At 40.9% G+C, this 22,296-nt stretch carries 32 protein-coding genes; 17 read left to right on the top strand and 15 right to left on the bottom strand.

What is annotated here, in order from left to right; all coding sequences use genetic code 11:
- The first annotated feature begins 84 nt into the window (after positions 1-84).
- From ABE41_RS19535 to ABE41_RS19550, 4 genes are all read left to right on the top strand, one after another.
- Complete coding sequence (locus ABE41_RS19535) at positions 85-1,401, top strand: NCS2 family permease (RefSeq protein WP_066294054.1); 1,317 nt, start codon at positions 85-87, stop codon at positions 1,399-1,401.
- A gap of 91 nt (positions 1,402-1,492) precedes the next feature.
- Positions 1,493-1,810: an ArsR/SmtB family transcription factor gene (locus ABE41_RS19540; protein ID WP_066294056.1), complete on the top strand. Its 318-nt coding sequence runs from the start codon at positions 1,493-1,495 to the stop codon at positions 1,808-1,810.
- Entirely contained in the window at positions 1,800-2,249 is a 450-nt protein-coding gene (locus ABE41_RS19545) for an SRPBCC family protein (protein ID WP_066294058.1), read from the top strand. The genes ABE41_RS19540 and ABE41_RS19545 overlap by 11 nt, the downstream gene beginning before the upstream one ends.
- A 17-nt stretch (positions 2,250-2,266) precedes the next feature.
- Positions 2,267-2,659 carry an SRPBCC domain-containing protein gene (locus ABE41_RS19550; RefSeq protein ID WP_066294059.1) on the top strand — a complete coding sequence of 131 codons (393 nt, stop codon included), beginning with the start codon at positions 2,267-2,269 and terminating at the stop codon, positions 2,657-2,659.
- A 56-nt stretch (positions 2,660-2,715) separates the two neighbouring features.
- Here ABE41_RS19550 and ABE41_RS19555 read toward each other — a convergent pair whose 3' ends face one another.
- Positions 2,716-3,156, bottom strand: coding sequence for an immunoglobulin-like domain-containing protein (locus ABE41_RS19555; RefSeq protein ID WP_066294060.1), 441 nt, complete (start codon positions 3,154-3,156; stop codon positions 2,716-2,718).
- A 111-nt stretch (positions 3,157-3,267) separates the two neighbouring features.
- On the opposite strand from ABE41_RS19555, the gene ABE41_RS19560 reads away from it, so the two are divergent.
- Entirely contained in the window at positions 3,268-3,477 is a 210-nt protein-coding gene (locus ABE41_RS19560; protein ID WP_066294066.1) for a hypothetical protein, read from the top strand.
- 49 nt (positions 3,478-3,526) lie between these two features.
- Here ABE41_RS19560 and ABE41_RS19565 read toward each other — a convergent pair whose 3' ends face one another.
- Both ABE41_RS19565 and ABE41_RS19570 read right to left on the bottom strand, forming a co-directional pair.
- Entirely contained in the window at positions 3,527-4,030 is a 504-nt protein-coding gene (locus ABE41_RS19565; protein ID WP_066294067.1) for a YwgA family protein, read from the bottom strand.
- A gap of 29 nt (positions 4,031-4,059) precedes the next feature.
- Positions 4,060-5,343, bottom strand: coding sequence for an HD domain-containing protein (locus ABE41_RS19570; RefSeq protein WP_066294992.1), 1,284 nt, complete (start codon positions 5,341-5,343; stop codon positions 4,060-4,062).
- 501 nt (positions 5,344-5,844) lie between these two features.
- Between ABE41_RS19570 and ABE41_RS19575 the strand changes: the two genes are divergently transcribed.
- Both ABE41_RS19575 and ABE41_RS19580 read left to right on the top strand, forming a co-directional pair.
- The gene (locus ABE41_RS19575) at positions 5,845-6,645 is read left to right on the top strand and encodes a class I SAM-dependent methyltransferase (protein ID WP_066294068.1); all 801 of its coding nucleotides are present in this window, start codon (positions 5,845-5,847) and stop codon (positions 6,643-6,645) included.
- Positions 6,645-7,478, top strand: a complete 834-nt coding sequence (locus ABE41_RS19580; RefSeq protein ID WP_066294070.1) for an octanoyl-[GcvH]:protein N-octanoyltransferase — start codon at positions 6,645-6,647, stop codon at positions 7,476-7,478. The genes ABE41_RS19575 and ABE41_RS19580 overlap by 1 nt, the downstream gene beginning before the upstream one ends.
- A gap of 149 nt (positions 7,479-7,627) precedes the next feature.
- On the opposite strand, the gene pta is transcribed toward ABE41_RS19580, so the two are convergent.
- Entirely contained in the window at positions 7,628-8,608 is a 981-nt protein-coding gene (gene pta / locus ABE41_RS19585) for a phosphate acetyltransferase (RefSeq protein WP_066294072.1), read from the bottom strand.
- Between the two features lie 498 nt (positions 8,609-9,106).
- Here pta and ABE41_RS20825 point away from each other — a divergent pair, with 498 nt between their 5' ends.
- The 5 genes from ABE41_RS20825 to gerQ all read left to right on the top strand — a co-directional run bounded on the left by ABE41_RS20825 (position 9,107) and on the right by gerQ (position 12,200).
- Positions 9,107-9,433: a four-helix bundle copper-binding protein gene (locus tag ABE41_RS20825; RefSeq protein ID WP_083207896.1), complete on the top strand. Its 327-nt coding sequence runs from the start codon at positions 9,107-9,109 to the stop codon at positions 9,431-9,433.
- A gap of 109 nt (positions 9,434-9,542) precedes the next feature.
- Entirely contained in the window at positions 9,543-10,319 is a 777-nt protein-coding gene (locus tag ABE41_RS19590; RefSeq protein WP_066294073.1) for a sporulation protein, read from the top strand.
- 75 nt (positions 10,320-10,394) lie between these two features.
- Positions 10,395-11,138 carry a hydrogen peroxide-dependent heme synthase gene (hemQ, locus tag ABE41_RS19595; protein ID WP_066294075.1) on the top strand — a complete coding sequence of 248 codons (744 nt, stop codon included), beginning with the start codon at positions 10,395-10,397 and terminating at the stop codon, positions 11,136-11,138.
- 150 nt (positions 11,139-11,288) lie between these two features.
- Positions 11,289-11,720, top strand: a complete 432-nt coding sequence (locus tag ABE41_RS19600) for a cell wall hydrolase (RefSeq protein ID WP_066294077.1) — start codon at positions 11,289-11,291, stop codon at positions 11,718-11,720.
- A gap of 12 nt (positions 11,721-11,732) precedes the next feature.
- Positions 11,733-12,200, top strand: coding sequence for a spore coat protein GerQ (gene gerQ, locus ABE41_RS19605; protein ID WP_253805402.1), 468 nt, complete (start codon positions 11,733-11,735; stop codon positions 12,198-12,200).
- A gap of 72 nt (positions 12,201-12,272) precedes the next feature.
- On the opposite strand, the gene ABE41_RS19610 is transcribed toward gerQ, so the two are convergent.
- Together ABE41_RS19610 and ABE41_RS19615 are read right to left on the bottom strand one after the other, a co-directional pair.
- Positions 12,273-12,644 (bottom strand): DUF423 domain-containing protein, encoded by a 372-nt coding sequence (locus ABE41_RS19610; RefSeq protein ID WP_066294081.1) that lies wholly within the window; start codon positions 12,642-12,644, stop codon positions 12,273-12,275.
- A gap of 114 nt (positions 12,645-12,758) precedes the next feature.
- A complete protein-coding gene (locus tag ABE41_RS19615) occupies positions 12,759-12,986 on the bottom strand; it encodes a YvrJ family protein (protein WP_066294082.1) in 228 nt (75 codons plus the stop codon).
- A gap of 204 nt (positions 12,987-13,190) precedes the next feature.
- On the opposite strand from ABE41_RS19615, the gene ABE41_RS21175 reads away from it, so the two are divergent.
- A complete protein-coding gene (locus tag ABE41_RS21175) occupies positions 13,191-13,361 on the top strand; it encodes a hypothetical protein (protein WP_156774322.1) in 171 nt (56 codons plus the stop codon).
- 174 nt (positions 13,362-13,535) lie between these two features.
- Here the strand turns inward: ABE41_RS21175 and ABE41_RS19620 are convergent, their stop codons facing one another.
- Positions 13,536-13,859 carry a DUF5327 family protein gene (locus ABE41_RS19620; RefSeq protein WP_066294083.1) on the bottom strand — a complete coding sequence of 108 codons (324 nt, stop codon included), beginning with the start codon at positions 13,857-13,859 and terminating at the stop codon, positions 13,536-13,538.
- A 487-nt stretch (positions 13,860-14,346) separates the two neighbouring features.
- Entirely contained in the window at positions 14,347-14,577 is a 231-nt protein-coding gene (locus ABE41_RS19625) for a hypothetical protein (protein WP_066294086.1), read from the bottom strand.
- Positions 14,578-14,931: 354 nt separating this feature from the next.
- Here ABE41_RS19625 and ABE41_RS19630 point away from each other — a divergent pair, with 354 nt between their 5' ends.
- Together ABE41_RS19630 and ABE41_RS19635 are read left to right on the top strand one after the other, a co-directional pair.
- Positions 14,932-15,489 (top strand): beta-class carbonic anhydrase, encoded by a 558-nt coding sequence (locus ABE41_RS19630; protein ID WP_066294087.1) that lies wholly within the window; start codon positions 14,932-14,934, stop codon positions 15,487-15,489.
- Between the two features lie 178 nt (positions 15,490-15,667).
- The gene (locus ABE41_RS19635; RefSeq protein ID WP_066294089.1) at positions 15,668-16,018 is read left to right on the top strand and encodes a YflT domain-containing protein; all 351 of its coding nucleotides are present in this window, start codon (positions 15,668-15,670) and stop codon (positions 16,016-16,018) included.
- A gap of 53 nt (positions 16,019-16,071) precedes the next feature.
- On the opposite strand, the gene ABE41_RS19640 is transcribed toward ABE41_RS19635, so the two are convergent.
- Positions 16,072-16,605 (bottom strand): SRPBCC family protein, encoded by a 534-nt coding sequence (locus tag ABE41_RS19640; protein WP_066294096.1) that lies wholly within the window; start codon positions 16,603-16,605, stop codon positions 16,072-16,074.
- Positions 16,606-16,706: 101 nt separating this feature from the next.
- On the opposite strand from ABE41_RS19640, the gene ABE41_RS19645 reads away from it, so the two are divergent.
- Positions 16,707-17,921: an NAD(P)/FAD-dependent oxidoreductase gene (locus ABE41_RS19645; RefSeq protein ID WP_066294099.1), complete on the top strand. Its 1,215-nt coding sequence runs from the start codon at positions 16,707-16,709 to the stop codon at positions 17,919-17,921.
- Positions 17,922-18,158: 237 nt separating this feature from the next.
- Here ABE41_RS19645 and ABE41_RS19650 read toward each other — a convergent pair whose 3' ends face one another.
- Positions 18,159-18,956, bottom strand: a complete 798-nt coding sequence (locus tag ABE41_RS19650) for an alpha/beta fold hydrolase (RefSeq protein ID WP_066294101.1) — start codon at positions 18,954-18,956, stop codon at positions 18,159-18,161.
- Positions 18,957-19,130: 174 nt separating this feature from the next.
- Between ABE41_RS19650 and ABE41_RS19655 the strand changes: the two genes are divergently transcribed.
- Positions 19,131-19,628 (top strand): YajQ family cyclic di-GMP-binding protein, encoded by a 498-nt coding sequence (locus tag ABE41_RS19655; RefSeq protein ID WP_066294102.1) that lies wholly within the window; start codon positions 19,131-19,133, stop codon positions 19,626-19,628.
- A gap of 170 nt (positions 19,629-19,798) precedes the next feature.
- Here ABE41_RS19655 and ABE41_RS21410 read toward each other — a convergent pair whose 3' ends face one another.
- From ABE41_RS21410 to ABE41_RS19680, 5 genes are all read right to left on the bottom strand, one after another.
- Entirely contained in the window at positions 19,799-19,945 is a 147-nt protein-coding gene (locus ABE41_RS21410) for a hypothetical protein (protein ID WP_253805404.1), read from the bottom strand.
- Positions 19,946-20,170, bottom strand: a complete 225-nt coding sequence (locus tag ABE41_RS19665; protein ID WP_066294104.1) for a hypothetical protein — start codon at positions 20,168-20,170, stop codon at positions 19,946-19,948.
- A 368-nt stretch (positions 20,171-20,538) separates the two neighbouring features.
- Positions 20,539-21,255, bottom strand: coding sequence for a lysophospholipid acyltransferase family protein (locus tag ABE41_RS19670; protein WP_066294106.1), 717 nt, complete (start codon positions 21,253-21,255; stop codon positions 20,539-20,541).
- A 13-nt stretch (positions 21,256-21,268) separates the two neighbouring features.
- Complete coding sequence (locus tag ABE41_RS19675; protein WP_066294108.1) at positions 21,269-21,643, bottom strand: SLAP domain-containing protein; 375 nt, start codon at positions 21,641-21,643, stop codon at positions 21,269-21,271.
- A 94-nt stretch (positions 21,644-21,737) separates the two neighbouring features.
- Positions 21,738-22,283 (bottom strand): hypothetical protein, encoded by a 546-nt coding sequence (locus tag ABE41_RS19680; RefSeq protein ID WP_066294110.1) that lies wholly within the window; start codon positions 22,281-22,283, stop codon positions 21,738-21,740.
- Between the last annotated feature and the right edge of the window lie 13 nt (positions 22,284-22,296).

The following is a 22,296-nucleotide window of genomic DNA, read 5'->3' on the forward strand; positions in this document are numbered from 1 at the left end:
CATAAATAGGTTGAATAATTACCTAAAAACGAATATTATATATCATGTACTTATAAATCGTTCGTATTTTGGAGGTCCAAACATATGCTTTCATCCTTTTTTAAGCTAAAAGAACTTGGTACAACAGTAAAAACTGAAATTACGGCGGGTATTACAACCTTTTTAACAATGGTTTATATCGTTATTGTTAACCCAATCATCTTACATTCAGCTGGCGTTCCTTTTGATACAGTCTTTATGGCAACGATCATTGCCACAGTAGTCGGAACATTATGGATGGCATTACTCGCTAACTATCCGATAGCCATTGCTCCAGGAATGGGTTTAAACGCGTATTTTGCATTCTCAGTAGTAGGAAACAATACAAATATTGATTACCGCATCGCATTCGGTGCTGTTTTTGTAGCGGGTATCCTTTTTGTTATATTATCGTTAACCCCGTTTCGTGAAAAATTAATCGAGTCGATTCCAGCAAACTTAAAGCACGGAATTACAGCTGGTATCGGACTTTTCATCGCTTTTATCGGTATGCGCTTAACAGGAATTATCGTTGCACACCCTGAAAATTTAGTTGGACTTGGCAACTTGCATTCGCCTACAGTATTGCTCGCACTAGGCGGACTTGCGATTACACTCATTTTAATGGCTCTTAACGTGAACGGTGCATTGTTCTTCGGAATGATCATCACTGGTGCTATTGCTTATTTCACTAAACAGTTAAAATTCGAGGACAAAATAATGTCGATGCCGAATCTTCCTAACGAATTTTTCATTTTCGGCGACCCGATCACAGCATTTGGAGATGTGTTCCAATATGGATTATATGCTGTCGTATTTTCTTTCTTACTTGTAACGATCTTTGATACAACGGGAACAATGGTTGGTGTTGCAGAGCAAGCTGGTCTAATGAAAGGCAATAAGATGCCTCGTGCGCGCCAGGCGCTTCTAGCAGATTCAGTAGCAACAACTGTCGGTTCAGCTTTCGGAACAAGCCCAACAAGTGCTTACATTGAGTCTTCATCAGGTGTTGCTGCAGGCGGACGTTCAGGTTTAACATCTGTAGTCGTTGCTATACTGTTTATCGCTGCTGCATTCTTCGCACCACTCGTAAGTGCGATTTCAGGTCTTGCTGCGATTACAGCACCAACATTGATCATCGTTGGAAGCTTGATGCTTGGCTCACTTAGCAAAATCAACTGGAACGAGCTTGACGAAGCATTTCCGGCGTTCTTAATCATCTTAACGATGCCGCTAACTTCAAGCATCGCTACAGGAATCGCACTTGGATTCATTTCTTATCCAATTTTAAAAATTGTTAAAGGCAAATATAAAGAAGTTCCTTTCTTAGTCTATTTGTTCGCTGTCTTATTCTTCTATCAGCTAGCGTTTTTGCCACACTAAAAAATTTGAAGTCATCCCAATGCGGATGACTTTTTTATGCTCTTTTTTAAATTAAGTTGACACTTAATTAAGTGAATGCTAAATTATAAACATGATAGAAAAAGTGATCGCTTCATTATCAGTCCCTAGCCGAAGGGAAATATTAAATTTATTGCGCAATGGAGAGTTAACATCTACTGCTATCGCAGAACAGTTTGAGATCTCTGCTCCCGCTGTCTCGCAGCATCTGAAGGTTCTTCAAAATTCCGGACTTGTAGTAGTACGGAAATCAGGAACAAAGCGCTATTACCGAATACGAAAGGAAGGTTTTAAAGATTTAAAAGAGTTTATCGATCAATTTTGGGACGATAGCTTATTGCGCTTAAAAGAAGCTGCAGAAGAGGAAGAAAGGAGAAACAATGAACGATAAGACCCCAGTACTTACAAAAGAGATTTTTATTGAGTGTTCACCAAAGACCTTATTTTCATTCTTTATTCATCCCGATAAAATGGTTCGCTGGATCGGACAGCAAGTTTTGCTTGAACCTAGAATCGGCGGTAAATACAGAATAGATATCAACGGAGAAAACATTGCATTAGGAGAATATAAAGAAATTACTCCCTATGAAAAAGTAGTACTAACTTGGGGATGGGAAGGCTTAGAAATCATGCCGCCCGGGTCGAGCACCGTAGAATTTCTGCTGACACCTCAAGAAAGCGGTACGCTTCTCACATTAAATCATTTTGATATTCCGAGCGAAAAAATGACGTCCAATGACCAAGGCTGGACTCACTACATGACGAGACTTCAACGATTGGCAGAAGGTCAGAATATCGAACCTGATCCTTGGGGTACAGGTAAAAAGTAATTTAGGAGGAATAAAATATGTCAGCAAATATTTATCAAGAAGTTATTATTCATTCAAGCCCTAACAGTGTGTATGAAACGCTATTAAATGAACAGCAGTTTAGTGAAGTAACAGGTGGTGCACCAACAAAAATCGTACCTGAAGAAGGCGGCCATTTTTCTTTATTCGGAGGCATGATTGAAGGCAGAACAATTGAACTTGTTGCTAACGAGCGAATTGTACAAGCATGGCGTGCAGCAAACTGGGAACCCGGTGTCTATTCCATTGCAAAGTTTGATATACAAACAAAGGGTGATGAGACATTGCTTGTCTTTACACATTCAGGTTTTCCAGAAGAGCAAAAACCACACCTTGAAGCTGGATGGCATGAAAATTATTGGCTGCCCCTTCAAAAGCACTTATCTGAATAAAATAAGTAAAAAGACCGGTCAGCTCTAGACTAACTATGGCTGAAACCGGTCTTTTATTATTTCTTTTCGAATACCGCCGCTACCTCATGCTTCTTTTCTTCTTCAAAAAAAGTTTTCGCTACTCGGTATGTTCCTGCCTCTTGATCCTTTAGTTCAATCGGCTGCTCATAGTTTTCTCCTGCTTTCACCATGATCATCTGCTCGGTGAACATTTGATCTGGATTGACCTTGTTCCATTTTCCGTCTTCCCACTTTTCCAGAGTAAAAGCGACTCCTGTTCCGATCTCTTTATCCGAACTGTTTTTCAGCGTAATTTTAGCTTCTTCACTTCCATCTTCAAGTTTCACTTCTGCCTTCACACCAGCTGCTTCTGCTGGCATATCATTTTCTACTTTGGGTGCTCCGCTCTTATTGTCCTCTTCAGGTGCTGGCTTACTGCCGCAAGCGGCAAGGAGAACGAGCAGGCATGCCATAAAAATAAGCTTCATGTTTTTCATCACTAAGCCCTCCTTTTTCCTATTAGTCGCAATCAGAATTAAAAAGTTTCATATAAACTGTCGTTTACAGTCATATAGAGGTGGATATGCTGTTAACAAAGGGGTGCTAGCATGAATTTAGTACTTGTTTCTACTGTTTTATTTTTAATGTCCTTAGCCCTTGGAATCGGTTATTACGGCACTCGTTTATACGAAAAAAGTATTTTCCTAGGTTTTGTAACAACTCTCCTTGGCTTAATTATTCCGTTATCTTTATTTCTAGGCTTCATCTACTTTTATGGACTGTATCATCACGGTCACCCTCTACAGTTTAAATGGTAAATAAAAAACCTGTCCTTAGGCCAAAAGCAGCCCTCAAACAGGTTTATTTCTATTGCACTGTATTTTTTAAATTTGAAATATAAGCAAAAGCTTCTTCCATTTCTTCTTCCGTATACTTCTGCTTTGCTTTTACCGTTTGAACCTTCTCTTTGATCTCATCTGCATCAAACTTATCAAAATACATGATCGTCGATACGAGTTCCAAGAAGCGGGACGATTGTTCATTCATAGATCGAACGCAATCACCCAGCAACTCGATTTCTGCTCCATAAGTTGATAGGAGCTTCTGTCCTTCTTCGTTCACAGCATATCGGTATTGCGAATAGCCGCTTACCTTTTCCTTCACTTCATGTATATAACCCATGTTGCAAAGCTCTTCAATCTTCAGCGTCAGTTCTTCAGAATACGGTCCGTAAAAATGAAACTGGTATTTTTCTTGAAAAGGAAAGTTCAACTTCTTCGCAATATACACCATTTTTTGAAGCTTTTTTCGGCCTATCACTTCACCGGCTTCCTGAATCAGAGTGACAACCTTTAAATGATCCTCAAACACAGCACTTCCCCCTAACATCCTTTTTCGTTCTATTTATGTAAAATCTCATTTATCTTCGTTTTTAGTGACTCGTCTTTAATGCTCTCGATCAAATCTAGCGGAAAATACAGCTTATGATCGGTGCGGCGCTTTCCTGATATCGCTTCAACCACATCTGATTCTCTTGATAGCTCCCGGATCTCTCCGTTTGGTTTCAACAGATTAATCGGTAGCCGCTCTTCTTTTTCACCAGGACGGTAAAAATCGTACGGAAGATCAGAAGATGAATCGACGACAAGATAATATTTCGGATTGATTCCAGCTTCCTGAAAATAGGCAGACAATAAATGACCGTCTGTAAATGAAACCATTTCAGTATACTTAAATAGTTTTCTGTCGATAAAACGGATGCAAAGATCACTTAAAATCGGATCCTCTTCATCCATCCAGCCTTGAAAATAATAATGAATGACACCCTCGTCGAGTGATATATAATCCTCTAAAGACACGCTGCCTTCAAAAAGTGTCTTAAAATGAGACAACTCTCTTTTAAATGTATACCCTGTCTCGTAAAGCTCCTTCGCCCGATGAAGAATTTTACTTAAAATCACTTCTGCACTGCGCGTAACAGGATGAAAATAAACCTGCCAGTACATCTGATAACGGCTCATAATATAGTCCTCTACCGCATGCATGCCGCTGGATTTAATGACAACGCCATCCTCAGTAGGCCGCATTACGCGCAGAATTCGTTCGATATCAAAATTTCCGTAACTGACCCCAGTAAAGTACGCATCACGCAGCAAATAATCCATTCTGTCCGCATCAATCTGACTGGAGATCAGACTGACGATCAGCTTGTCAGGGTGTGTTTTCGCGATCACTTCTGCAACCTGCTTCGGGAAATCTTCTCCCATTTGCAAAAGGACGCTATTCACTTCTGTATCACCTAAGATGATGTCCCGGCTGAACTCCTCATGATCTACGCCGAACACTTTTTCAAAGGAGTGAGAGAACGGACCATGTCCCACATCATGTAAAAGCGCTGCGGATAGAACAAGAAGACGCTGCTCTGGATCCCATGTTTGTTTTTCCTGAAAAATATCTATGATTCGTCTTGTAATCTCGTAAACGCCAAGGGAATGACTAAAACGGCTATGTTCTGCTCCATGAAACGTTAGATATGTCGTACCCAGCTGCCTTATTCTTCGCAGTCTCTGAAACTCGCGCGTGCCGATCAGCCGCCAGATCAGTTCATCCCGAACGTGAATATAGCGGTGTACCGGGTCTTTAAACACTTTTTCTTCGTGCAGCTTTCCTAATGGTTTCGCCATTGAATTTTTTCCTGCTCCTTCTGCCAGCATTTATAGGTAAGAGTTCTCTTAAAAAAGAAAAATCCCTTCCTCAATAATCATGTTGAGAAGGTTTTTTCTGAACAAAATGTGTGATTTATTTAATAGAATGTGTGATTTATCTAATAGAATATACCCTATTGTATCGTGTTACTAACTTTCAAAACAACCACTATTTTTTTCTATATCTGCTCTCATTTATATCGGCAAAAGGTGCCATAAATCCACCATTTTCTTCCCCTTTCAATATGAGTTATACTAGATAAAGCTTATAACGGAAATGATAGTTTTATATGGCTCGATGTTGATTTACGCTCCAGGATGCTCGCTTTCCGCGGGGTGTGCGGTGAGCCTCCTAGCACTCTGCACCATTAGGAGTCTCACCTGTCCCACTCATCGCGCTGGAGTCTCAAACCTTACGCTCCAATCAACTTAACAAAGAAGCGTACTCAACTTTTATATAGATTGCAGGAGGAACAATTCATGGATCAAGAACGAAGATTAAAAAATGGACAGGCATGGAGCAACAGTTCTTATCAGGCTTGGGTCAACCGTTTTGGCGCGCCTGAAAAAGCGGTATCCCGCATATTGAAAAATCCAAAAAGACGGCTTCAGCCACTCGATCAGTATGTTGGGGATGTGTCTGGCAAAAAGATCGTAAACCTTTTAGGATCACACGGCAGTAAAGCTGTCGCATTGTCTTTGCTTGGAGCTGACGCTACAGTTATCGATATTTCAGAATCGAACGCTGCATACGCACGCGAACTGGCTGAAGCTGCTGACGTTAACATCCGCTATGTTGTTGAAGACATTTTAAACCTGCCAGCATCAGAACTGACAGGTGATTATGATATGGCCTTCATGGAAAACGGCATTCTGCATTATTTCACCGACTTGAACGCTTACTTTGCGGTAGTCGCTGGCTTGTTAAAAAAAGGCGGAAAACTGATTCTGCAAGACTTCCATCCTGTTTCTACAAAACTGATAGAATCTCAAGGAAAAAGTCAGGCCGTAAGAAAGCACAAAGTCACTGGTGATTATTTTAGCGAAGAGCTTGTAACGATGGATGTCGCTTACTCCAAATTCCTGCCAGAATTGCAATATGCAACTTCTGAAGAACGAGCTCCGTTCCAAGTTCAAATCCGCCAATGGACGCTTGGAGAGATCATTACGGCAATCGGCAGCCAGGGTCTTTGGATCAAACAGCTCGTTGAAGAACCGCATCCAGACGAACTTGACCGCGGCATTCCAAAATCCTTTATTATCGTTGCGGAGAAACTGTAATGACGAATCATCTGTTAGAACAGCCTGCTTGGCGGCTGATCGACCAGTCAACGCTCGGACCGGGATTTGATGCGAGGCAGTCTTTTGCGACCGACGATACACTATGCACATCGATCGGAAGCGGAAACTCGCCTGCCACGGCACGCACGTGGGTCCACCACAATACGATCGTCCTCGGCATTCAGGATACACGGCTTCCCTATCTAAAGGACGGGATCGATTACTTGGAGGCTGGCGGTTATCGGGTGATCGTACGGAATTCCGGCGGTCTTGCCGTTGTACTGGATGAAGGCGTATTGAACATTTCACTCATTCTCCCTGAAAAAGAAGGGACGATCGACATCAACCAAGGCTATGACACGATGACCGCATTAGTGGAGCAGCTCCTTGAACCTTACGGGGCGTCTTTTGAAGCCTATGAGATCGTTGGTTCTTATTGCCCGGGAAGCTATGATTTAAGCATCGGCGGAAAAAAATTCGCAGGCATTTCTCAGCGGCGTATGCGCGGCGGTGTTGCGGTGCAGATCTACCTTTGCGTGGATGGCAGCGGTTCTGAACGTGCGGCATTGATTGGCGAGTTTTACAAGCGGGGCTTAAGAGGCAAAACGACCAAGTTTCAATACCCTGAGATCAAGCCTGATGTTATGGCGAGTTTGGCCGAGCTGCTCGGCCGTCCCCTTACTGTTGCAGATATCCACGCCCGTCTATTGAATGTGCTGCACAAAAACAGCGAGCTCTTTTACAGCGGCCAGCTATCATCGGAAGAAAGCGAGCTGCTTCCAGGAAACATACAGAGAATGTGGGATCGAAATGAGAAGGCACTGTCACTTTAGGTGGCAGTGTCTTTTTCAAGCGGACAACAATTCCCTTTAAATGGTAAATTATGTGATGAACGATCTTTTTTATGTGATCATGTATTTTTCCGAGACCGATTATCTTAATAAGACATACAAAAGCCAGCTCAGAGAGCTGGCTTTCCATATTATTTAACGTCTAGTGATTGCATCGCTGTGATCAAAGCTAGTTTATAAACGTCTTCTGCATTACAGCCGCGGGATAGATCGTTTACAGGCATGTTCAAGCCCTGTAAGATAGGTCCGATCGCTTCAAATCCGCCTAAACGCTGAACCATCTTGTAGCCGATGTTCCCTGTTTCAAGGCTTGGGAAGATAAATACGTTCGCTTCCCCTTTTAATGGTGAATTCGGCGCTTTTTTCCTTGCAACCGACGGTACGAATGCTGCATCGAATTGAAGCTCTCCATCATACGTAAAGTTCGGGTCCATCCCCTTAAGAACTTCTAATGCTTCCACTACTTTTTCAGTCTCAGGCGAAACAGCAGATCCTTTTGTTGAAAAAGAAAGTAAAGCTACTTTCGGGTCGATGCCGAAAACGCGAGCAGTTTCAGCAGAAACCACTGCAGATTCAGCTAAATCCTGGCTGGACGGTGCAATGTTAATCGCGCAGTCTGCGAATACATACTTCTCGTCGCCGCGAACCATGATGAACGCACCAGACGTTTTCTTAACGCCTTCTTTTGTTTTAATGATTTGAAGAGCCGGACGAACCGTGTCAGCCGTAGAATGAGCCGCTCCGCTTACAAGTCCTTGAGCCTTTCCAGTGTAAACGAGCATCGTGCCAAAATAATTTTCATCCAGTAAAATCTTGCGTGCCTGCTCTTCTGTTGTTTTTCCTTTACGGCGTTCTACCAATGCATCAACTAATGCATCAAACTCTGGATATTCTGATGGGTTAAGAACTTCTACTCCATCAAGTGAAAATCCACCCGCTTCTGCTTTTGCAGAAACCTCCGCTTGGTTTCCTACCAAAATAGGCTGCAAAACTTTTTCAGAAGCTAGACGACTTACTGCTTCTAGAATTCTTTCATCCGTACCTTCAGGAAAAACGATAACCGGATTCGCTGCTTGTACTTTGTTTTTTAAATCTATAAAAAGATCGCTCATGTGAAAAATAGCCTCCTATAAATCTTTTTCTGACTCTGCAATTTACATTCCCTATTAGGTTACTCCTTTTTTATAACCTTTTAAACCTATGCATACAGTTGTAAGCGCTTGATAGAAGAAGTTCTTTTATTTTGAATTTTTAAACGTCTATTATTTGAGGATGTTGACTTCCGCTCCAGGTTGCTCGCTTTCCGCGGGGCGTGCGGTGAGCCTCATGACGCTATGCGTCGTTAGGAGTCTCACCTCAAGGAAGTTGGTGTGCTCCTGCGTCTGCAAGAAATCCTACCGAAGCGGGCTTCCTCGTCGCATGCCTTGCTTGAAGCTTATTCAGGTAGCTGGCACGCAGGAGTCTCGCAACCTTCCTCTCCAATCAACTATTCAAAGTAGCATACTCAAAAAAACATTTTAGATTTTAGATGTTTCTCAAAGTAATCGTTTAAAAGTTGTATCTCCGGGAAACCTTTTACTGAAATCTTATTTAGGGAGGCGTTTTTAAGGATGCACCAAACTTATCAAGAATGTATCGATGAATGCCTGCGCTGCATGCAGGCGTGTAACCATTGCTATGTCGCTTGTTTGCAAGAAAGAGACGTTAAGATGATGGCGAATTGTATCAGGCTCGACCGTGAATGCTCGGATATTTGCAGCTTTGCCGCAGAGATGATGGCACGAAACAGCCCATTCATCAACGAGATCTGTGAACTATGCGCTAAAGTATGTGAAGCTTGCGGTAAAGAATGTGAACAGCACGATCACCAGCACTGTCAGGAGTGTGCGAAAGCCTGCTTCAGATGTGCAGAAGTTTGCAGAAAAATGGTCTCATAAAACGAAGAAAACTTCCTTCCAAATCGGGAGAAAGTTTTTTTATTTGTAAATGAATCTTTTTCCTTTTCCTTCCGTAAAATTGAGAGATAAATTTGGAGGAGGAATCAGCATGTCTTTTGTTAACCGTATGTTAGCTAGTGTAGGAATTGGAGCAGCAAAGGTAGACACGATTTTAGATAAGGATACTTACTCACCAGGCGAAACCATTACAGGTACGATTAAAATAGAAGGCGGAAAAGTGGATCAGAACATTGACCACATCACCCTTTACGTGATGACAGAATTTTATCGTGAAGTCGATGATAAAAAAGTACGTGATACAGCAGCGATTGAAAACTCTAGGGTTGGCACAAGTCTTGTTGTAAAAGCAGGAAGTTCCCAAGAGATTCCTTTCTCACTTAAACTTCCATATGATACGCCTTATACACTCGGACACACCCCTGTTTGGATCAAGACTGGTCTGGATATTCAGATGGCAGTTGATCCAACAGACAACGATCAGATTCGTGTACACCCAGATGCAGAAACATCTGCCATTTTTGATGCGATCGAACAGCTTGGATTCAGGCTTCGCAAAGCATATTGCGGATCTGCTCCGCGCTATATGCGCCGCAGACTTCCTTTCCTGCAAGAATTCGAGTACGTACCAACTTCAGGTGCTTATGCAGGGAAACTTGATGAACTGGAAGTCATATTAGTTCCGCAAAGCGACAGCATCGAGCTTTTAATGGAGATCGACAAACGCGGAAAAGGATTGTTCGGCATGCTGGAAGAAGCGATGGACCTTGATGAAACGAAGGTGCGCATGACCCTTACACGTGCTGAGCTGCAAAATCCATCTAACGTAAAAGCCAAGATCGAGTACACTCTCCGTCAATTCAGCTAACCCTTTTTGGATTCGTCCCTACTTATGGTATATTTGTAGGGACGTGTTTATTTTTAGCAGGGAGTGAATTATACGATGAGTGAAGCAGCGATTACACTAGAAGGCTGGTATTGTCTTCATGATTTCCGTACGATGGATTGGGCCTCTTGGAAAACACTTTCGAGTGACCAGCGCGAATACGCGATTAATGAATTTCTTACGTTTCTTGAAAAGTGGGAGAACGTAGAAGCAAATAAAACAGGCAGCCATGCCCTTTACAGCATCATGGGCCAAAAAGCTGATTTTATGATGATGCTTCTTCGCCCAACAATGGAAGAATTGAACGAGATCGAGAACGCATTTAATAAAACAGCTTTTGCTCAATATACGATTAAAGCTTATTCTTACGTTTCAGTTGTAGAGCTAAGCACATACAATCCGCAAAACGAGAGCGGCGAGATGGATCCCATGATCAAAGCCCGCCTGTTCCCAGAACTTCCTAAGTGGAAGCATGTTTGCTTCTATCCGATGGACAAGCGCCGTGATGGTGACGACAACTGGTACATGCTTTCTATGGAAGATCGCAAAAAGATGATGTACTCCCACGGTATGATCGGCCGCGGATATGCAGGAAAAGTAAAGCAGATCATCACTGGATCTGTCGGTTTTGACGATTGGGAATGGGGCGTGACGCTGTTCTCAAACGACATGCTTCAATTTAAAAAATTAGTATACGAAATGCGCTTTGACGAAGTAAGCGCACGCTTCGGCGAATTCGGATCTTTCTATGTCGGAAACATCCTTACAAAAGAAGCTGTGCCTGCTTTCTTGCAAGTGTAAAATTTATATCTTATACCTTTGTCTGTTTATCAGGCAAAGGTTTTTTTATTATGGCAAGGTCTAGTTTTCCAAAAAGGCTCATACACATATATCGAATGTTCTGTTTCCCTGCTTGTACACCAAGAATCAACACATAGAGGGGGAAGGAAATTGGCTGTCATTAAAGCAAACAGTAAAGATATTGACTTGCTTGCACGTTTAATACGTGCTGAGGCTGAAGGTGAAGGCGATCAGGGCATGCTGCTTGTGGGTAACACTGGGGTTAATCGAATTCGTGGCAATTGTCTTGATTTTAAAAATATCCGTACAATGCAGCAAATGGTGTTCCAACGACCAGGAGGATTCGAAGCAACGATCAAAGGATATTTCTATCAAGGTGCTCGCGAGAACGAAAGAAGGCTGGCAAGAAGAGTTATAAATGGTCAGCGTTTTCATCCTGCTAAAAACTCATTATGGTTTTTTGATCCAAGTGGTGCCTGTCCGCCTACTTGGTATAATCAGCCGCATTCTGGAAGCTTTAAGGCTCACTGCTTTTATCAGCCGAAACAAAGTGATTGTCCAAATGTGTTTAACACCTTTTAGGGAGGTTTGTTGATGAATAATTTTAATCCTTATTACCGGCAGCAAAATGGAATGAATGGTATGAATGGCATGGGTGGCATGATGGGAGGCATGGCAGGTATGGGTGTGCCGCAGGATATGGCGCAAAGCCAGCAGGCACCAGGTGTCGGTGGAGGTCCTATGGCAGATATGGCTGCACCAGGACAGCTACCGCTCGAACAGTCGTATATTGAAAACATTCTTCGTTTAAACAAAGGCAAGGTCGCAACGGTTTATATGACTTTCGAGAACAACGAAAAGTGGAATGCTAAAGTTTTTAAAGGAATCATTGAAGCTGCTGGCCGCGATCATATTATCCTAAGTGATCCGCAAACGGGCAAACGCTATTTATTATTAATGGTTTATGTAAACTACGTAACGTTTGATGAAGAGATCAATTACAGCTATCCATATGGAACACAGCAGCAATCCGGGCAGCTCTCCCAATACAGCCCGCGCTGATAAGAATACGTTAAATGTCTGGTCAAGACAGGTACAGAAAAAAGGCGTCCCGCTAAAAGGAACGCCTTTTCATTATGCTTTTACAACCGAAATGATCAGTAAGATCCAGCCAACGATAAATGCTACTCCTCCAAGAGGCGTAATCGGCCCGAAAAACTTCATGCCTGTGTTCGAAAGGGCATATAAACTGCCTGAGAACAACAGGATTCCGATGAAGAATGACCACCCCGCTCCATTCAATAAAGCAGACGCTGGCCATTTACCAAGCAGAATACCAACAGCAACTAACGCCAAAGCATGATACATATGGTATTGAACACCTGTCTGATACACGTCCAGCATGTTGCGTTCTGTTAATTTTGCTTCCAGGGCATGTGCGCCAAAAGCTCCAAGCATAACCGCAAGCATGGCATTAACCGCTCCTAATATAAGAAAAAGCTTCATAGTTCCACTCCTGTTTTTCTTTTATCTTACCATTGAAACTCACTGAATCAAAAGGTTGCCACAGGATTGTAAAGAATTTGGCGGACAGCTCGTCCATGATAATAAAGACGAACGCTAACGTTGTTTGGTTTGGCGTTCGGTGTCCAGCATTCGGACGTATTGATCGATCTTTCGTTCCAGCTCCTCTTTTTCAACTAACTCTGAATGCAGTTCTTTAATAATTCCCTCTAGACTCTGAATCCGCTTTTCGAATTGAAAGAGCAGGTATCCTGCAATCACGATAGGAAACCCTACATTACCGAGGAGATTTACTAAGTTAAGCCAATCATTTGCTTGAGTCATTTGTTTCACCCCTCATTTTTTTCGAACATAAATCGAACGTATGTTCGTAAATTAAGTATAAAACGAAGGAGGATTTTTTACCATCATTCCTTTTTCATATTTCATTTTTGATTCCTTAGACCTACACAAAAAATAGGTTTAAATAATTTTTATAGTGGAATAAAGATACTAAGACGGAACAAACAACAAAGGAGGAACAACAAAATGGAACTTATTATTACGATGATATATACAATTTTAGGACTTGCCACTCTCAGTTTAATTGCAACAGCAGCTGCAGTTTACTTTTCTAATAAAAAGATCAACGAAAAAATTGAAATCGCAAAACGTAAAGATGAAAGAATGGAAAATCAACATACGTACGTATCGATCTAACAGCGTTTAAATAAACGCTGTTTTTTTTGTTTTAAAAACCTTAATTCTGTGTGTTTTTGTTCGGTCATCCACTTTTTTTGTACGGTCACCCTAGATTGTTCCACGTTCATGAACCCCATGCACCTAAAAAAAGAAAAAAACCGCTCCAAAGAGCAGGTTTCACCAAAGCATTACTTAAAAATCAAAAATGGAATCTCCATTTCCATCATTATCATCGTTATCGTCATCATCATATTCCATGTCATAGTCCATCATGGATTTTTTGTGGCTTTTAGCTGGCGGAGCAGTTACCATGCTCATCGGCTTTTGAACGGGATGCGAAGGAGCCCACTCTTTTACTGAAAGCTGATCGTCATCTCCCGCTTCCATCATTAATTCACACAGTGTATGGATGGCTGTGACATGTTCCCGAAGTTTAGGAGAGTTTTCTCCTAATTGCTTGATCTCCGCGAGATGCTTTTCTATTTTTTTCGCAAACTGGCTTACTGGTATATTCATCTATTTCACCACAACTATCTTTTTTTCTTATTCTACCAAACGGGGCACCAGAAATAAAATGACGCAGAAAAAGACAGCTCCAAATAAGCTGCCTTTTCCGCTCCAAACCCGTGCAATAACCCTCATTAACACGCAGGCGTACGGTGATCCAGGCCGCAAGCCATGCAAGTGAATGCTAAAACTACGAATTCCTATTCTTCTTATTTTCAGGCTGTTTTCGTATACTTTGTTGCTTTTGTAAGAGGTTAATTTCCGCTACAGGACTCGTCTTCCGCAGGGTGTGCGGTGAGCCCCCTCGTCGCCTCGCGACATTGAGTGGTCTCACCTGTCCCACTCATCCTGCAGGGGTCTCGTCCTTTCGCTCCAATTAACTAATCAATGAAGAATTTCGATAAAATCTCTTAGTTGCACAATCTTTTAGAAAAGAGCGTATTTTTAAATAGATTTCCCCCTTTTCATTAAATTTTTTATATACCAAAAACGATTGTTATGACGTATCCACCCAACTGAACGCCTGCTTATTGAATATGCTGTTAACTGCTTGCTGAAAATGAGCTGCAATCACATTTTCCGAATCTTCATCCAGCAGCAGTCTGCCCCAATGATCCACCGCTGGCAGAGCTTGTCCCGATTTTGGCAGAGAAGCAGCAACCATATAGTTCTTCATAACAGCCCCCATTAGCAGCAGAACCCAAAGGATGTACATCATAACTTCCATGTCCCTTCCCCTTTCAAAATAAGAATAATAAGTTCCCGATCTATTTAAAAACCAACTGGCAAGCTATTTGTTTTTCTTCCTCCCTTCGAACTTACCAATTTATGTGGTGTTAACTGCGATTATACGTACCTTATGATAAAATGTTTGTCATAATGTGCTTTTGTCTCAAAGTTTCTATCAACAAAAAAACTGCCTCACATACAAAAAAGAGCAGAATGAGCATCCTTTTTTGTATAATAGTAAAAATAAGCTTGAATAAGTTAGCGAGTTCAGGCTGATTATGATAGAAAAAGACGCACACTTTACGATTACTTTAATAGTGAACTATTTTCTGTAGAAACGAGGAGGAAAATCATGTCCATACTTAACGAAATCATAACGTACAATCAAAAATTTGTTGAAAACAAAGAATATGAACCTTTTCAAACTACTAAATTTCCAGATAAGGGGCTCGTCATCGTCTCTTGTATGGATACACGTCTTACAGAATTAATGCCCAGTGCCATGAACATTAAGAACGGAGATGTGAAAATCATTAAATCAGCTGGAGCGGTTATCTCTCATCCGTTCGGCTCCATAATGAGAAGCATACTCGTCGCAATCTATGCACTAAAAGCTGAGGAAGTAATGGTTATCGGCCACTATGATTGCGGAATGAGCAATGTAAATGCAGACGCATTGATTGCCCAAATGCAGGACCGTGGAGTGGAATCCTCCACACTCGATACCTTAAAATATTCCGGTCTTGACCTAAAAAAATGGGTGAAAGGCTTTGACAGTGTTGAGGAATCAGTGAAAAACAGTGTAGAGTTAGTAAGAAATCACCCTCTGCTGCCAGAAGGCATCAAAGTCCATGGACTCGTCATCGATCCTTCCACGGGTAAACTAGACATTGTAGATGCAGATAACTAAATAGATAAAGAAAAAGGTGCCTCCAAGTGAGGTGCCTTTTGTTTTCTAGACAACCTACAATGAAACGTTATTCAAAGATAGTAAAATCCTCCTGTTATTGACAAGGAATTTAACGTTTAGAATCTCCCGAATTCGTGAATACACACTATAACTTCGTTTAAAGGAGAGGATATAAAAAATGGTTAAACCAATTGTACATGAATTTAACTCACAACAAGAATTAATTGCTGCTGCAAGTGATTTGAAAGCAAAAGGTATTCATGAAGACAATCTCTATGTCCTGTCACACGAAAAAGGCGACACCCGTGATCTAGCAGATAATGCGGATGTTAATACAATCGGATTAAAAGAAGAAGGTTTAGGCACAGCGCTCAGCAACGTATTTGAGTCCAGAGGCGATGAGCTGCGCAAGAAGATGACTGAAATGGGGTTATCTGACGTAGAGGCAGATCAATATGAGAAGAGACTCGACATGGGTAAAATCTTACTCATTGTAAAAGATGAAGATAAAGTAACGAACTTGCCATAAGAAAAATAAAGAGTCGCTGAACCCGATTTGGGTTTAGCGGCTCTTTTAGTCATTTATGCAGGCTGCTTTAACCCTTTTAACTGAGGCTCATATATCTTTTTCAGCCTAAAGAGTGCTGCCCTCATTTCTCGCTTCATCTTCCATTTATAGAAAAACGCAATATACCGTTCAATTGAATTTTTCTTAGAAGTACCTTCGCACATCCATGTTAGTGTGGTTGAACCATGATTCTCAGAAAAGAAAATACCGAACCTTAAAATGGTTTCGCCTTTATTAATCCGCATCTGATAATGAATACTTTTTCCCAGGACACAGCGGCCGATTTTCAAACTAGCCGGAACGCCATCGGTTTCCCAATATTGCGAAGCTCCTTCTCCCCTTTCTGGTCCCACAAACATAAAGGGTATAGCTGCATCTTCGTCCATCTGCCATCGCGGCCAATTTTTCAGATTCAATAAGGATTCATATAACTCAAAGTGAGAAATGTTCAAATCAGCAGTTTCCTTCACCCTCCATCTCGCTGGAATAAGAAGTGCTGCCAAAACAAATAAAATCATTACAATGCCTGTAAATAACCAAACTACCATGAGCATCCCTCCTGTTTTCTATTCTATTGAAAAATTTTTCCTTTCATGCGGTTTCTCTTTTGCTTTTCCCGGGAATGAAAAGAGGACGAGGAGGAGTAAATATGAATTTACACAATGGCCAGTTGTTTTGGCCATCAACATATACAGATGACGTCCAATATCCAGTACTTGAAGAGAATATTATATGTGACGTACTGATTGTAGGCGGAGGAATGTCCGGATCGCTCTGTGCTTATACGCTAGGCAAAGAGACGGATCTCGACGTTGTCGTCATTGATAGGAGAAAACCTGGCTATGGCAGTTCATCTGCAAACACCGGACTCTTACAGTTCTCAAGTGATAAAATGCTCCACGAGCTTATTGAACAAAAAGGGGAGCAAGATGCAGTTTATTTTTATCAGCTTTGCAAAAATGCTTTAGAAAATTTAAAAAATATGGCACAAAATTTATCAGAAGATCCTGAGTTCAGAGAACAAAAAAGCCTCTATTACGCCAGCACGGCTGAAGATGCCTCAAAGCTAGTCCGTGAATACGAAGCTTTAAAGAAATTTGATTTCCCTGTAGAATATCTCGAACCTCAAGAGATTTCCGCGCATTTTCCTTTTTCAAAACCAGCTGCACTTGTAACGAGCGGTGATGCTGATGTTAACCCGTATAAATTTGTCCAGATCATGTTAAAAGATGCTGAAGTGGCTGGCGTAAGAATTTTTGAGGAAACGCCTCTTATGCGAAAAACAAAAACAGTCCATGGCTTTACATGTGAATCTGAAAATGGAACGATTCAAGCAAGGCACATCATTTTTGCAACGGGATATGAAAATGATTTTCTCGTACAGCAGCTAGGTGCTGACCTTAACCGTTCCTATGCGATTGCAACGGAACCTCTCCCATCACTTAAGACGTGGTACAAAGAATGGATAATATGGGAAACGAAGCGTCCCTATTTGTATATGCGTACAACGAAAGATGGAAGGATCATTGCAGGAGGCTTAGATGAGGATCAGGCAGAAGCACCATTAAATGACAGCTTGATTGAAGAACGCGGAGAGCGAATCAGGCAAAAGATCATGGAACACTTTCCAGATCTGTCACCCGAAATCTCACATTCTTGGTGTGCAACGTTTGGTGAATCGCATGATGGACTCCCATATATCGGTGAACACCCTAACCGCCTAGGCGAATATTATTGTTTAGGTTTTGGCGGAAATGGAACAGTGTACAGCATGCTAGGTGCTGGAATAATCAAAGATCTAATCACAAAAGGCTTTCACCCTGCATCAAGACTGTTCACAATAGCACGGGCAGTAAGCTTGTAAATCATTATTTAGGTGACACTTCTCCCGCTATATGGGGTAAGTGTTTTTTTCACGCGTACACAAACTTCCATAAAATGGTTAATTATGTGATCAATCGGCTTTTTTATGTGATAAAGAGTATTTTTTATGTGATGCTGGCCCTTTTTTATGTGATGATCACTTATTTTTATGTGATGATGTAATTTTGAAACTCATCAAAAAGAAAAAGCCAGCTGAATATAGCTGGCTTCCCCTCTATTATGAAGCAGTCGGTGCTGCTGCAATTTGTTTTTTGATAAAATCGATCGACTTCTTATTAAAGATGTCAGGTTGATCGACGTTGCAGACATGTCCACAATCTCTAATCGTCAATAGCTTTGAATGTTTCTTTTTATCGATAAATGCCTGAATCGGCGGCAAAAACATATAATCTTCCTCGCCCATGATGTAAAGCGTAGGAATTGGCATTTCTTTTTTCGTTAACTTTTGCAAAAACGGATTAATTTTTAGCGTTAGCTTGAACCAGCGCTTAAATTCTTTCTGACAAAGCTTTTTCGCTTCACCTATAAACAGCGAACGCGATGCTTCGTGTCTTTTCTTTGGCATGATTACCCATGCAAATAAGCTGTAAAGCCACATGTAAGGAATAAAAGATTTGCATAAATTCCCCATTGCAATCAAAAACTGTGAACGGAAATTCATTTTCGTTACAGCTCCGCCAAGTGTCATAGACGCTACCCGTTCCGGTTTCAACTCAGCTATTGTCTGAATAAGAATCGTACCAAGTGAAATACCAACAAAATGCGCTTTTTGGATCTTCAAATGATCCATAACTTCAAGCACATCAAGACTTACTTCTTTAAAAGAATATTTTTTTAATAAAAATTTCTCAGATTGAGATTTGCCGTGACCTCTTAGATCAACAAGCAAAATATTAAAGTGTTGTTTGAATTCTCTTAACTGTTTATACCAAATGGATGAACTGCCCCCTGCTCCATGGACAAAAATCACCCATTGATGATTTTTTTCGTGTGTATAAGTTTTGTAATGAAGCACAAAGTACTCCTCCTATTGGTTAAACGTCGATGAAAAATTCCAGCCTTCATTTTACCATACTATACATGTTTTGTACCCCCATCTAGGCAAAAGAATGTGTACAAACTGGAAACATGACGTATTTCTCTTTATACTATAGGTATATTAACGATAGTGAGGTCAGGAGGTTTCAAAATGGCTAAAGAAAGTTCATTTGATATTGTTTCACAAGTTGATTTATCCGAAGTAGACAACGCCATTAATATCGCAACAAAAGAAATCACAACACGCTATGATTTTAAGGGAAGCAAGAGTGAAATCACCCTTGATAAATCAAGTGAAGAATTAGTTTTAGTTTCTGATGATGAATACAAGCTCGAACAGCTGAAAGATGTAGTCATTACAAAGCTTATTAAACGCGGTGTTCCAACAAAAAACCTGGATTACAGCAAAATTGAACAAGCTTCAGGCGGAACCGTTCGCCAGCGTGCAAAGCTTGTTACTGGAATTGATAAAGATAATGCAAAGAAAATTAACACTTTAATTAAAAATTCCGGTCTAAAAGTAAAGAGCCAAGTACAAGATGATCAAGTTCGTGTAACGGCAAAAAGCAGAGACGATCTTCAGCAGATCATTGCCCTTGTAAGAGAAGCAAACTTGCCAATCGATGTGCAGTTCATTAACTACAGATAAATATAAAAAGCTTGAGGAATTTTATATTCTCCTCAAGCTTTTTGTTTGAAATTTTCTTTTTTTTGAGAGCCACTCATAAAAATGATGATATTGATAGTACCTCGTACCTTTTAGTTCAATTTTAGGTATATCAGGATATTTTTGAACTAGCTCTTCTACTTCATCAAGCGTTAATAATTGTGCAAATCTTTTTCTTTAATCAGCACCGGATACTCCGAAAAACTGTTACCTGGATTCTTAAAATTCTTCAATCCATCCCCTATAAAATAATCGAGTCCTGCCAGCCCTAGTCCAATCCAAAGCAAACTGATCTCCATTTATACGGACTCTTTCTTGTCACTGGCATCTAAAAGTTTCATCTGTTCAAGCTCCAGCCTCATCTTTTGGGTTTCGATCACATAGTTATCGTGCTTCAGCCTTTCTAGTTCAAGCTCATCTTTTAGCATTTTGTGCTTCAGTTTTGTCTGTGATTGAAAATGCCCCAATACGATTGCGATAATTGGAATTGAGAATATCATAATGACTGAAATTGTCCCCGTCATAGTATTCCTCCTAGAAATTTTTACCTTGTGTTCCAATAATACCAAAAATAAAGAGAGCTCGCACAGACAAACATTTATTGATGTGTCTTTAATAAAGACAGGTGCTTTTTTTACCTCTCTTCATTGACAAGTTGTTTAGAGTGCAAGGTGCGAGACTCCTGCGGGATCAGCGTGCCAACAACCTGAGTATTCTTCTCGCAAGGCATGCGACGAGGAAGCACCTCCGACAGGATTTTCTTGAAGACGCATGAGCAGCACTTCATATATCTTTCGCTAAGGCTCACCGCCCGCCCCGCGGAAAGCGAGCATCCTGGAGCGGAAATCAACCACTTCAAAAGCTACATTGTTTACGAAACAGTATTTTGATTTTAAGAAACTGCCTTCTTTACGCCTTCTTTAATGATTTGTTCCGATAACCTAGCCAGTCCCTTCGCCTCTTGCTGCTGCGGATAGATGGGAGGGTGAACCTCAATATGCACGCTTGCCGGCTTTATCCAGAATCCCTGCTGCTCCATCATTTTATAAGAACCATTGATTGTAACAGGAATGATCGGCACACCCGATTTAGTCGCCAGCTTAAAACTGCCGGCTTTAAATTCGGACATGTCATCCCCTTTGCTTCTCGTCCCTTCAGGAAAAATAACTAAAGAAGTACCGTTTTGAAGCAATTGTGCACCTTCATTAATCGCTTTTACAGACTGACGCACATTTTTCCGGTCCATGAAAAGACAGTTCAGCTGCTCCATCCACGTTCCAATAAACGGCATTTTTTTCACTTCTATCTTAGATATAAAAGCTTTTGGCTTCTGAATATATCCCAACAAGAGTGGAATATCAAAATTTCCTTGATGATTACTTACAAACAGTACTGCCGTATCTTTCGGGATGTTCTCTTCCCCGCTTACCGTGATTGTTGATCCAGTCAGCTTTACTAAAGAACGCGCCCATTCTTTCGCTTTTTTATCAGCTAATTCATCACGTTCTTGAATTCTTCCAGATTTCTGTAGATTCTTTACCCGATTTAGTGCAGGTATTAACTTAATTAATACCGTCCAAAAATAAACAAACCAAATAATCGTCCGCAAAACTTCTCATCCTTTAACTAATTATTAACTCACCAGAATCGCCATCAAGTGGATCTATCAAACTTCCTGCTGGAAAAATAAACGTCCACGGCATACTTGTTTCAGCAGGTATCTCTAACGTGTAAGCTGACTCAAACTCACCTATAGTCCGATTCTTCTCTTTATATACGACCTTTTTGCCTAAAAGTGACATCGGAATTTTAGAATAATTGTTTAATAAAACCGTTATTAAAAACTCTCGCTTATGATTAAATGCAGTTTTTAAAAGAACAGCTTGGTACCCTTCTTTTCCTTCAGCATGAATTCCAGAAAAAACACGCTCAATTTCATGTCTGTCTTTTTCTGCTAAAGTCCTGTCCCATGCGGATTCAAATGCTAATTTTTGCAATGTACCTCACCCCTTTTGATTCATCTTATCATAATAGAAATAAAAAGCTGGCTCGTAAAATCGTGTTTACCGCGATTCGAGCCAGCTTTCTTATTTATTCATAAATCGAACTCGCAGCTTTCAGCAAATTTGATTTTGCCTTCTTGCTGTCTGTCTCTTCTTCTTTCAAGTATTCCATTTTATGATACAGACCTTCCTCTTCCCATGCTAAAATCGGCAAGTCTGAACTTCCAGAAAAATAAGCTTTTATTCCGTTCTCAAGCTTAACCTTTTCGTTCGTTTTCAGTTTCTCTGCATTCGGAAGAAAGTTAGATATCCGGTAGGCTAAATAGACATTCTTGCCTTCCTGCCTCGGATAAAAAACAGAGTCGAGAAGTATATTTCTTTTTTCTCCCCAATCCGAAATTTGAAAGGTAGATAAAGCTACTTTGAATGGCAGCTTATCAGGCAGCTCTAAAGAAAACGGAAGAGCCTTTTGTGCCTCTTCTTTTGAAACGTGATCATAATATCTCGGGTAGGCACCTTTTACATGGTCCTGCAGTTTTAAGTTTTTGTCATTTAACGTACCCTGCGCACTGCTTGAACAGCCAGCAAGAAAGACAATTATAACCAGATATACGAACAGCTTCTGCTTATTCAACCGCCCCACCCAT

The organism is Fictibacillus arsenicus (assembly GCF_001642935.1).
Lineage (GTDB): Bacteria > Bacillota > Bacilli > Bacillales > Fictibacillaceae > Fictibacillus > Fictibacillus arsenicus_B.

What these genes read in the sequence shown, in the direction of transcription:
- ABE41_RS20825 (WP_083207896.1), top strand. Translation starts at nt 9,107, where the DNA reads ATGCACCAAACTTATCAAGAATGTATCGATGAATGCCTGCGCTGCATG.
- ABE41_RS19655 (WP_066294102.1), top strand. Translation starts at nt 19,131, where the DNA reads ATGGCTAAAGAAAGTTCATTTGATATTGTTTCACAAGTTGATTTATCC.
- ABE41_RS19640 (WP_066294096.1), bottom strand. Translation starts at nt 16,605, where the DNA reads ATGGTAGTTTGGTTATTTACAGGCATTGTAATGATTTTATTTGTTTTG.
- pta (WP_066294072.1), bottom strand. Translation starts at nt 8,608, where the DNA reads ATGAGCGATCTTTTTATAGATTTAAAAAACAAAGTACAAGCAGCGAAT.
- ABE41_RS19535 (WP_066294054.1), top strand. Translation starts at nt 85, where the DNA reads ATGCTTTCATCCTTTTTTAAGCTAAAAGAACTTGGTACAACAGTAAAA.
- ABE41_RS19555 (WP_066294060.1), bottom strand. Translation starts at nt 3,156, where the DNA reads ATGAAAAACATGAAGCTTATTTTTATGGCATGCCTGCTCGTTCTCCTT.
- ABE41_RS19560 (WP_066294066.1), top strand. Translation starts at nt 3,268, where the DNA reads ATGAATTTAGTACTTGTTTCTACTGTTTTATTTTTAATGTCCTTAGCC.
- hemQ (WP_066294075.1), top strand. Translation starts at nt 10,395, where the DNA reads ATGAGTGAAGCAGCGATTACACTAGAAGGCTGGTATTGTCTTCATGAT.
- ABE41_RS19570 (WP_066294992.1), bottom strand. Translation starts at nt 5,343, where the DNA reads ATGGCGAAACCATTAGGAAAGCTGCACGAAGAAAAAGTGTTTAAAGAC.
- ABE41_RS19615 (WP_066294082.1), bottom strand. Translation starts at nt 12,986, where the DNA reads ATGACTCAAGCAAATGATTGGCTTAACTTAGTAAATCTCCTCGGTAAT.
- ABE41_RS19590 (WP_066294073.1), top strand. Translation starts at nt 9,543, where the DNA reads ATGTCTTTTGTTAACCGTATGTTAGCTAGTGTAGGAATTGGAGCAGCA.
- ABE41_RS19575 (WP_066294068.1), top strand. Translation starts at nt 5,845, where the DNA reads ATGGATCAAGAACGAAGATTAAAAAATGGACAGGCATGGAGCAACAGT.
- ABE41_RS19580 (WP_066294070.1), top strand. Translation starts at nt 6,645, where the DNA reads ATGACGAATCATCTGTTAGAACAGCCTGCTTGGCGGCTGATCGACCAG.
- ABE41_RS21410 (WP_253805404.1), bottom strand. Translation starts at nt 19,945, where the DNA reads ATGGAGATCAGTTTGCTTTGGATTGGACTAGGGCTGGCAGGACTCGAT.
- ABE41_RS19620 (WP_066294083.1), bottom strand. Translation starts at nt 13,859, where the DNA reads ATGAATATACCAGTAAGCCAGTTTGCGAAAAAAATAGAAAAGCATCTC.
- gerQ (WP_253805402.1), top strand. Translation starts at nt 11,733, where the DNA reads ATGAATAATTTTAATCCTTATTACCGGCAGCAAAATGGAATGAATGGT.
- ABE41_RS19625 (WP_066294086.1), bottom strand. Translation starts at nt 14,577, where the DNA reads ATGGAAGTTATGATGTACATCCTTTGGGTTCTGCTGCTAATGGGGGCT.
- ABE41_RS21175 (WP_156774322.1), top strand. Translation starts at nt 13,191, where the DNA reads ATGGAACTTATTATTACGATGATATATACAATTTTAGGACTTGCCACT.
- ABE41_RS19545 (WP_066294058.1), top strand. Translation starts at nt 1,800, where the DNA reads ATGAACGATAAGACCCCAGTACTTACAAAAGAGATTTTTATTGAGTGT.
- ABE41_RS19635 (WP_066294089.1), top strand. Translation starts at nt 15,668, where the DNA reads ATGGTTAAACCAATTGTACATGAATTTAACTCACAACAAGAATTAATT.
- ABE41_RS19630 (WP_066294087.1), top strand. Translation starts at nt 14,932, where the DNA reads ATGTCCATACTTAACGAAATCATAACGTACAATCAAAAATTTGTTGAA.
- ABE41_RS19550 (WP_066294059.1), top strand. Translation starts at nt 2,267, where the DNA reads ATGTCAGCAAATATTTATCAAGAAGTTATTATTCATTCAAGCCCTAAC.
- ABE41_RS19665 (WP_066294104.1), bottom strand. Translation starts at nt 20,170, where the DNA reads ATGACGGGGACAATTTCAGTCATTATGATATTCTCAATTCCAATTATC.
- ABE41_RS19610 (WP_066294081.1), bottom strand. Translation starts at nt 12,644, where the DNA reads ATGAAGCTTTTTCTTATATTAGGAGCGGTTAATGCCATGCTTGCGGTT.
- ABE41_RS19645 (WP_066294099.1), top strand. Translation starts at nt 16,707, where the DNA reads ATGAATTTACACAATGGCCAGTTGTTTTGGCCATCAACATATACAGAT.
- ABE41_RS19540 (WP_066294056.1), top strand. Translation starts at nt 1,493, where the DNA reads ATGATAGAAAAAGTGATCGCTTCATTATCAGTCCCTAGCCGAAGGGAA.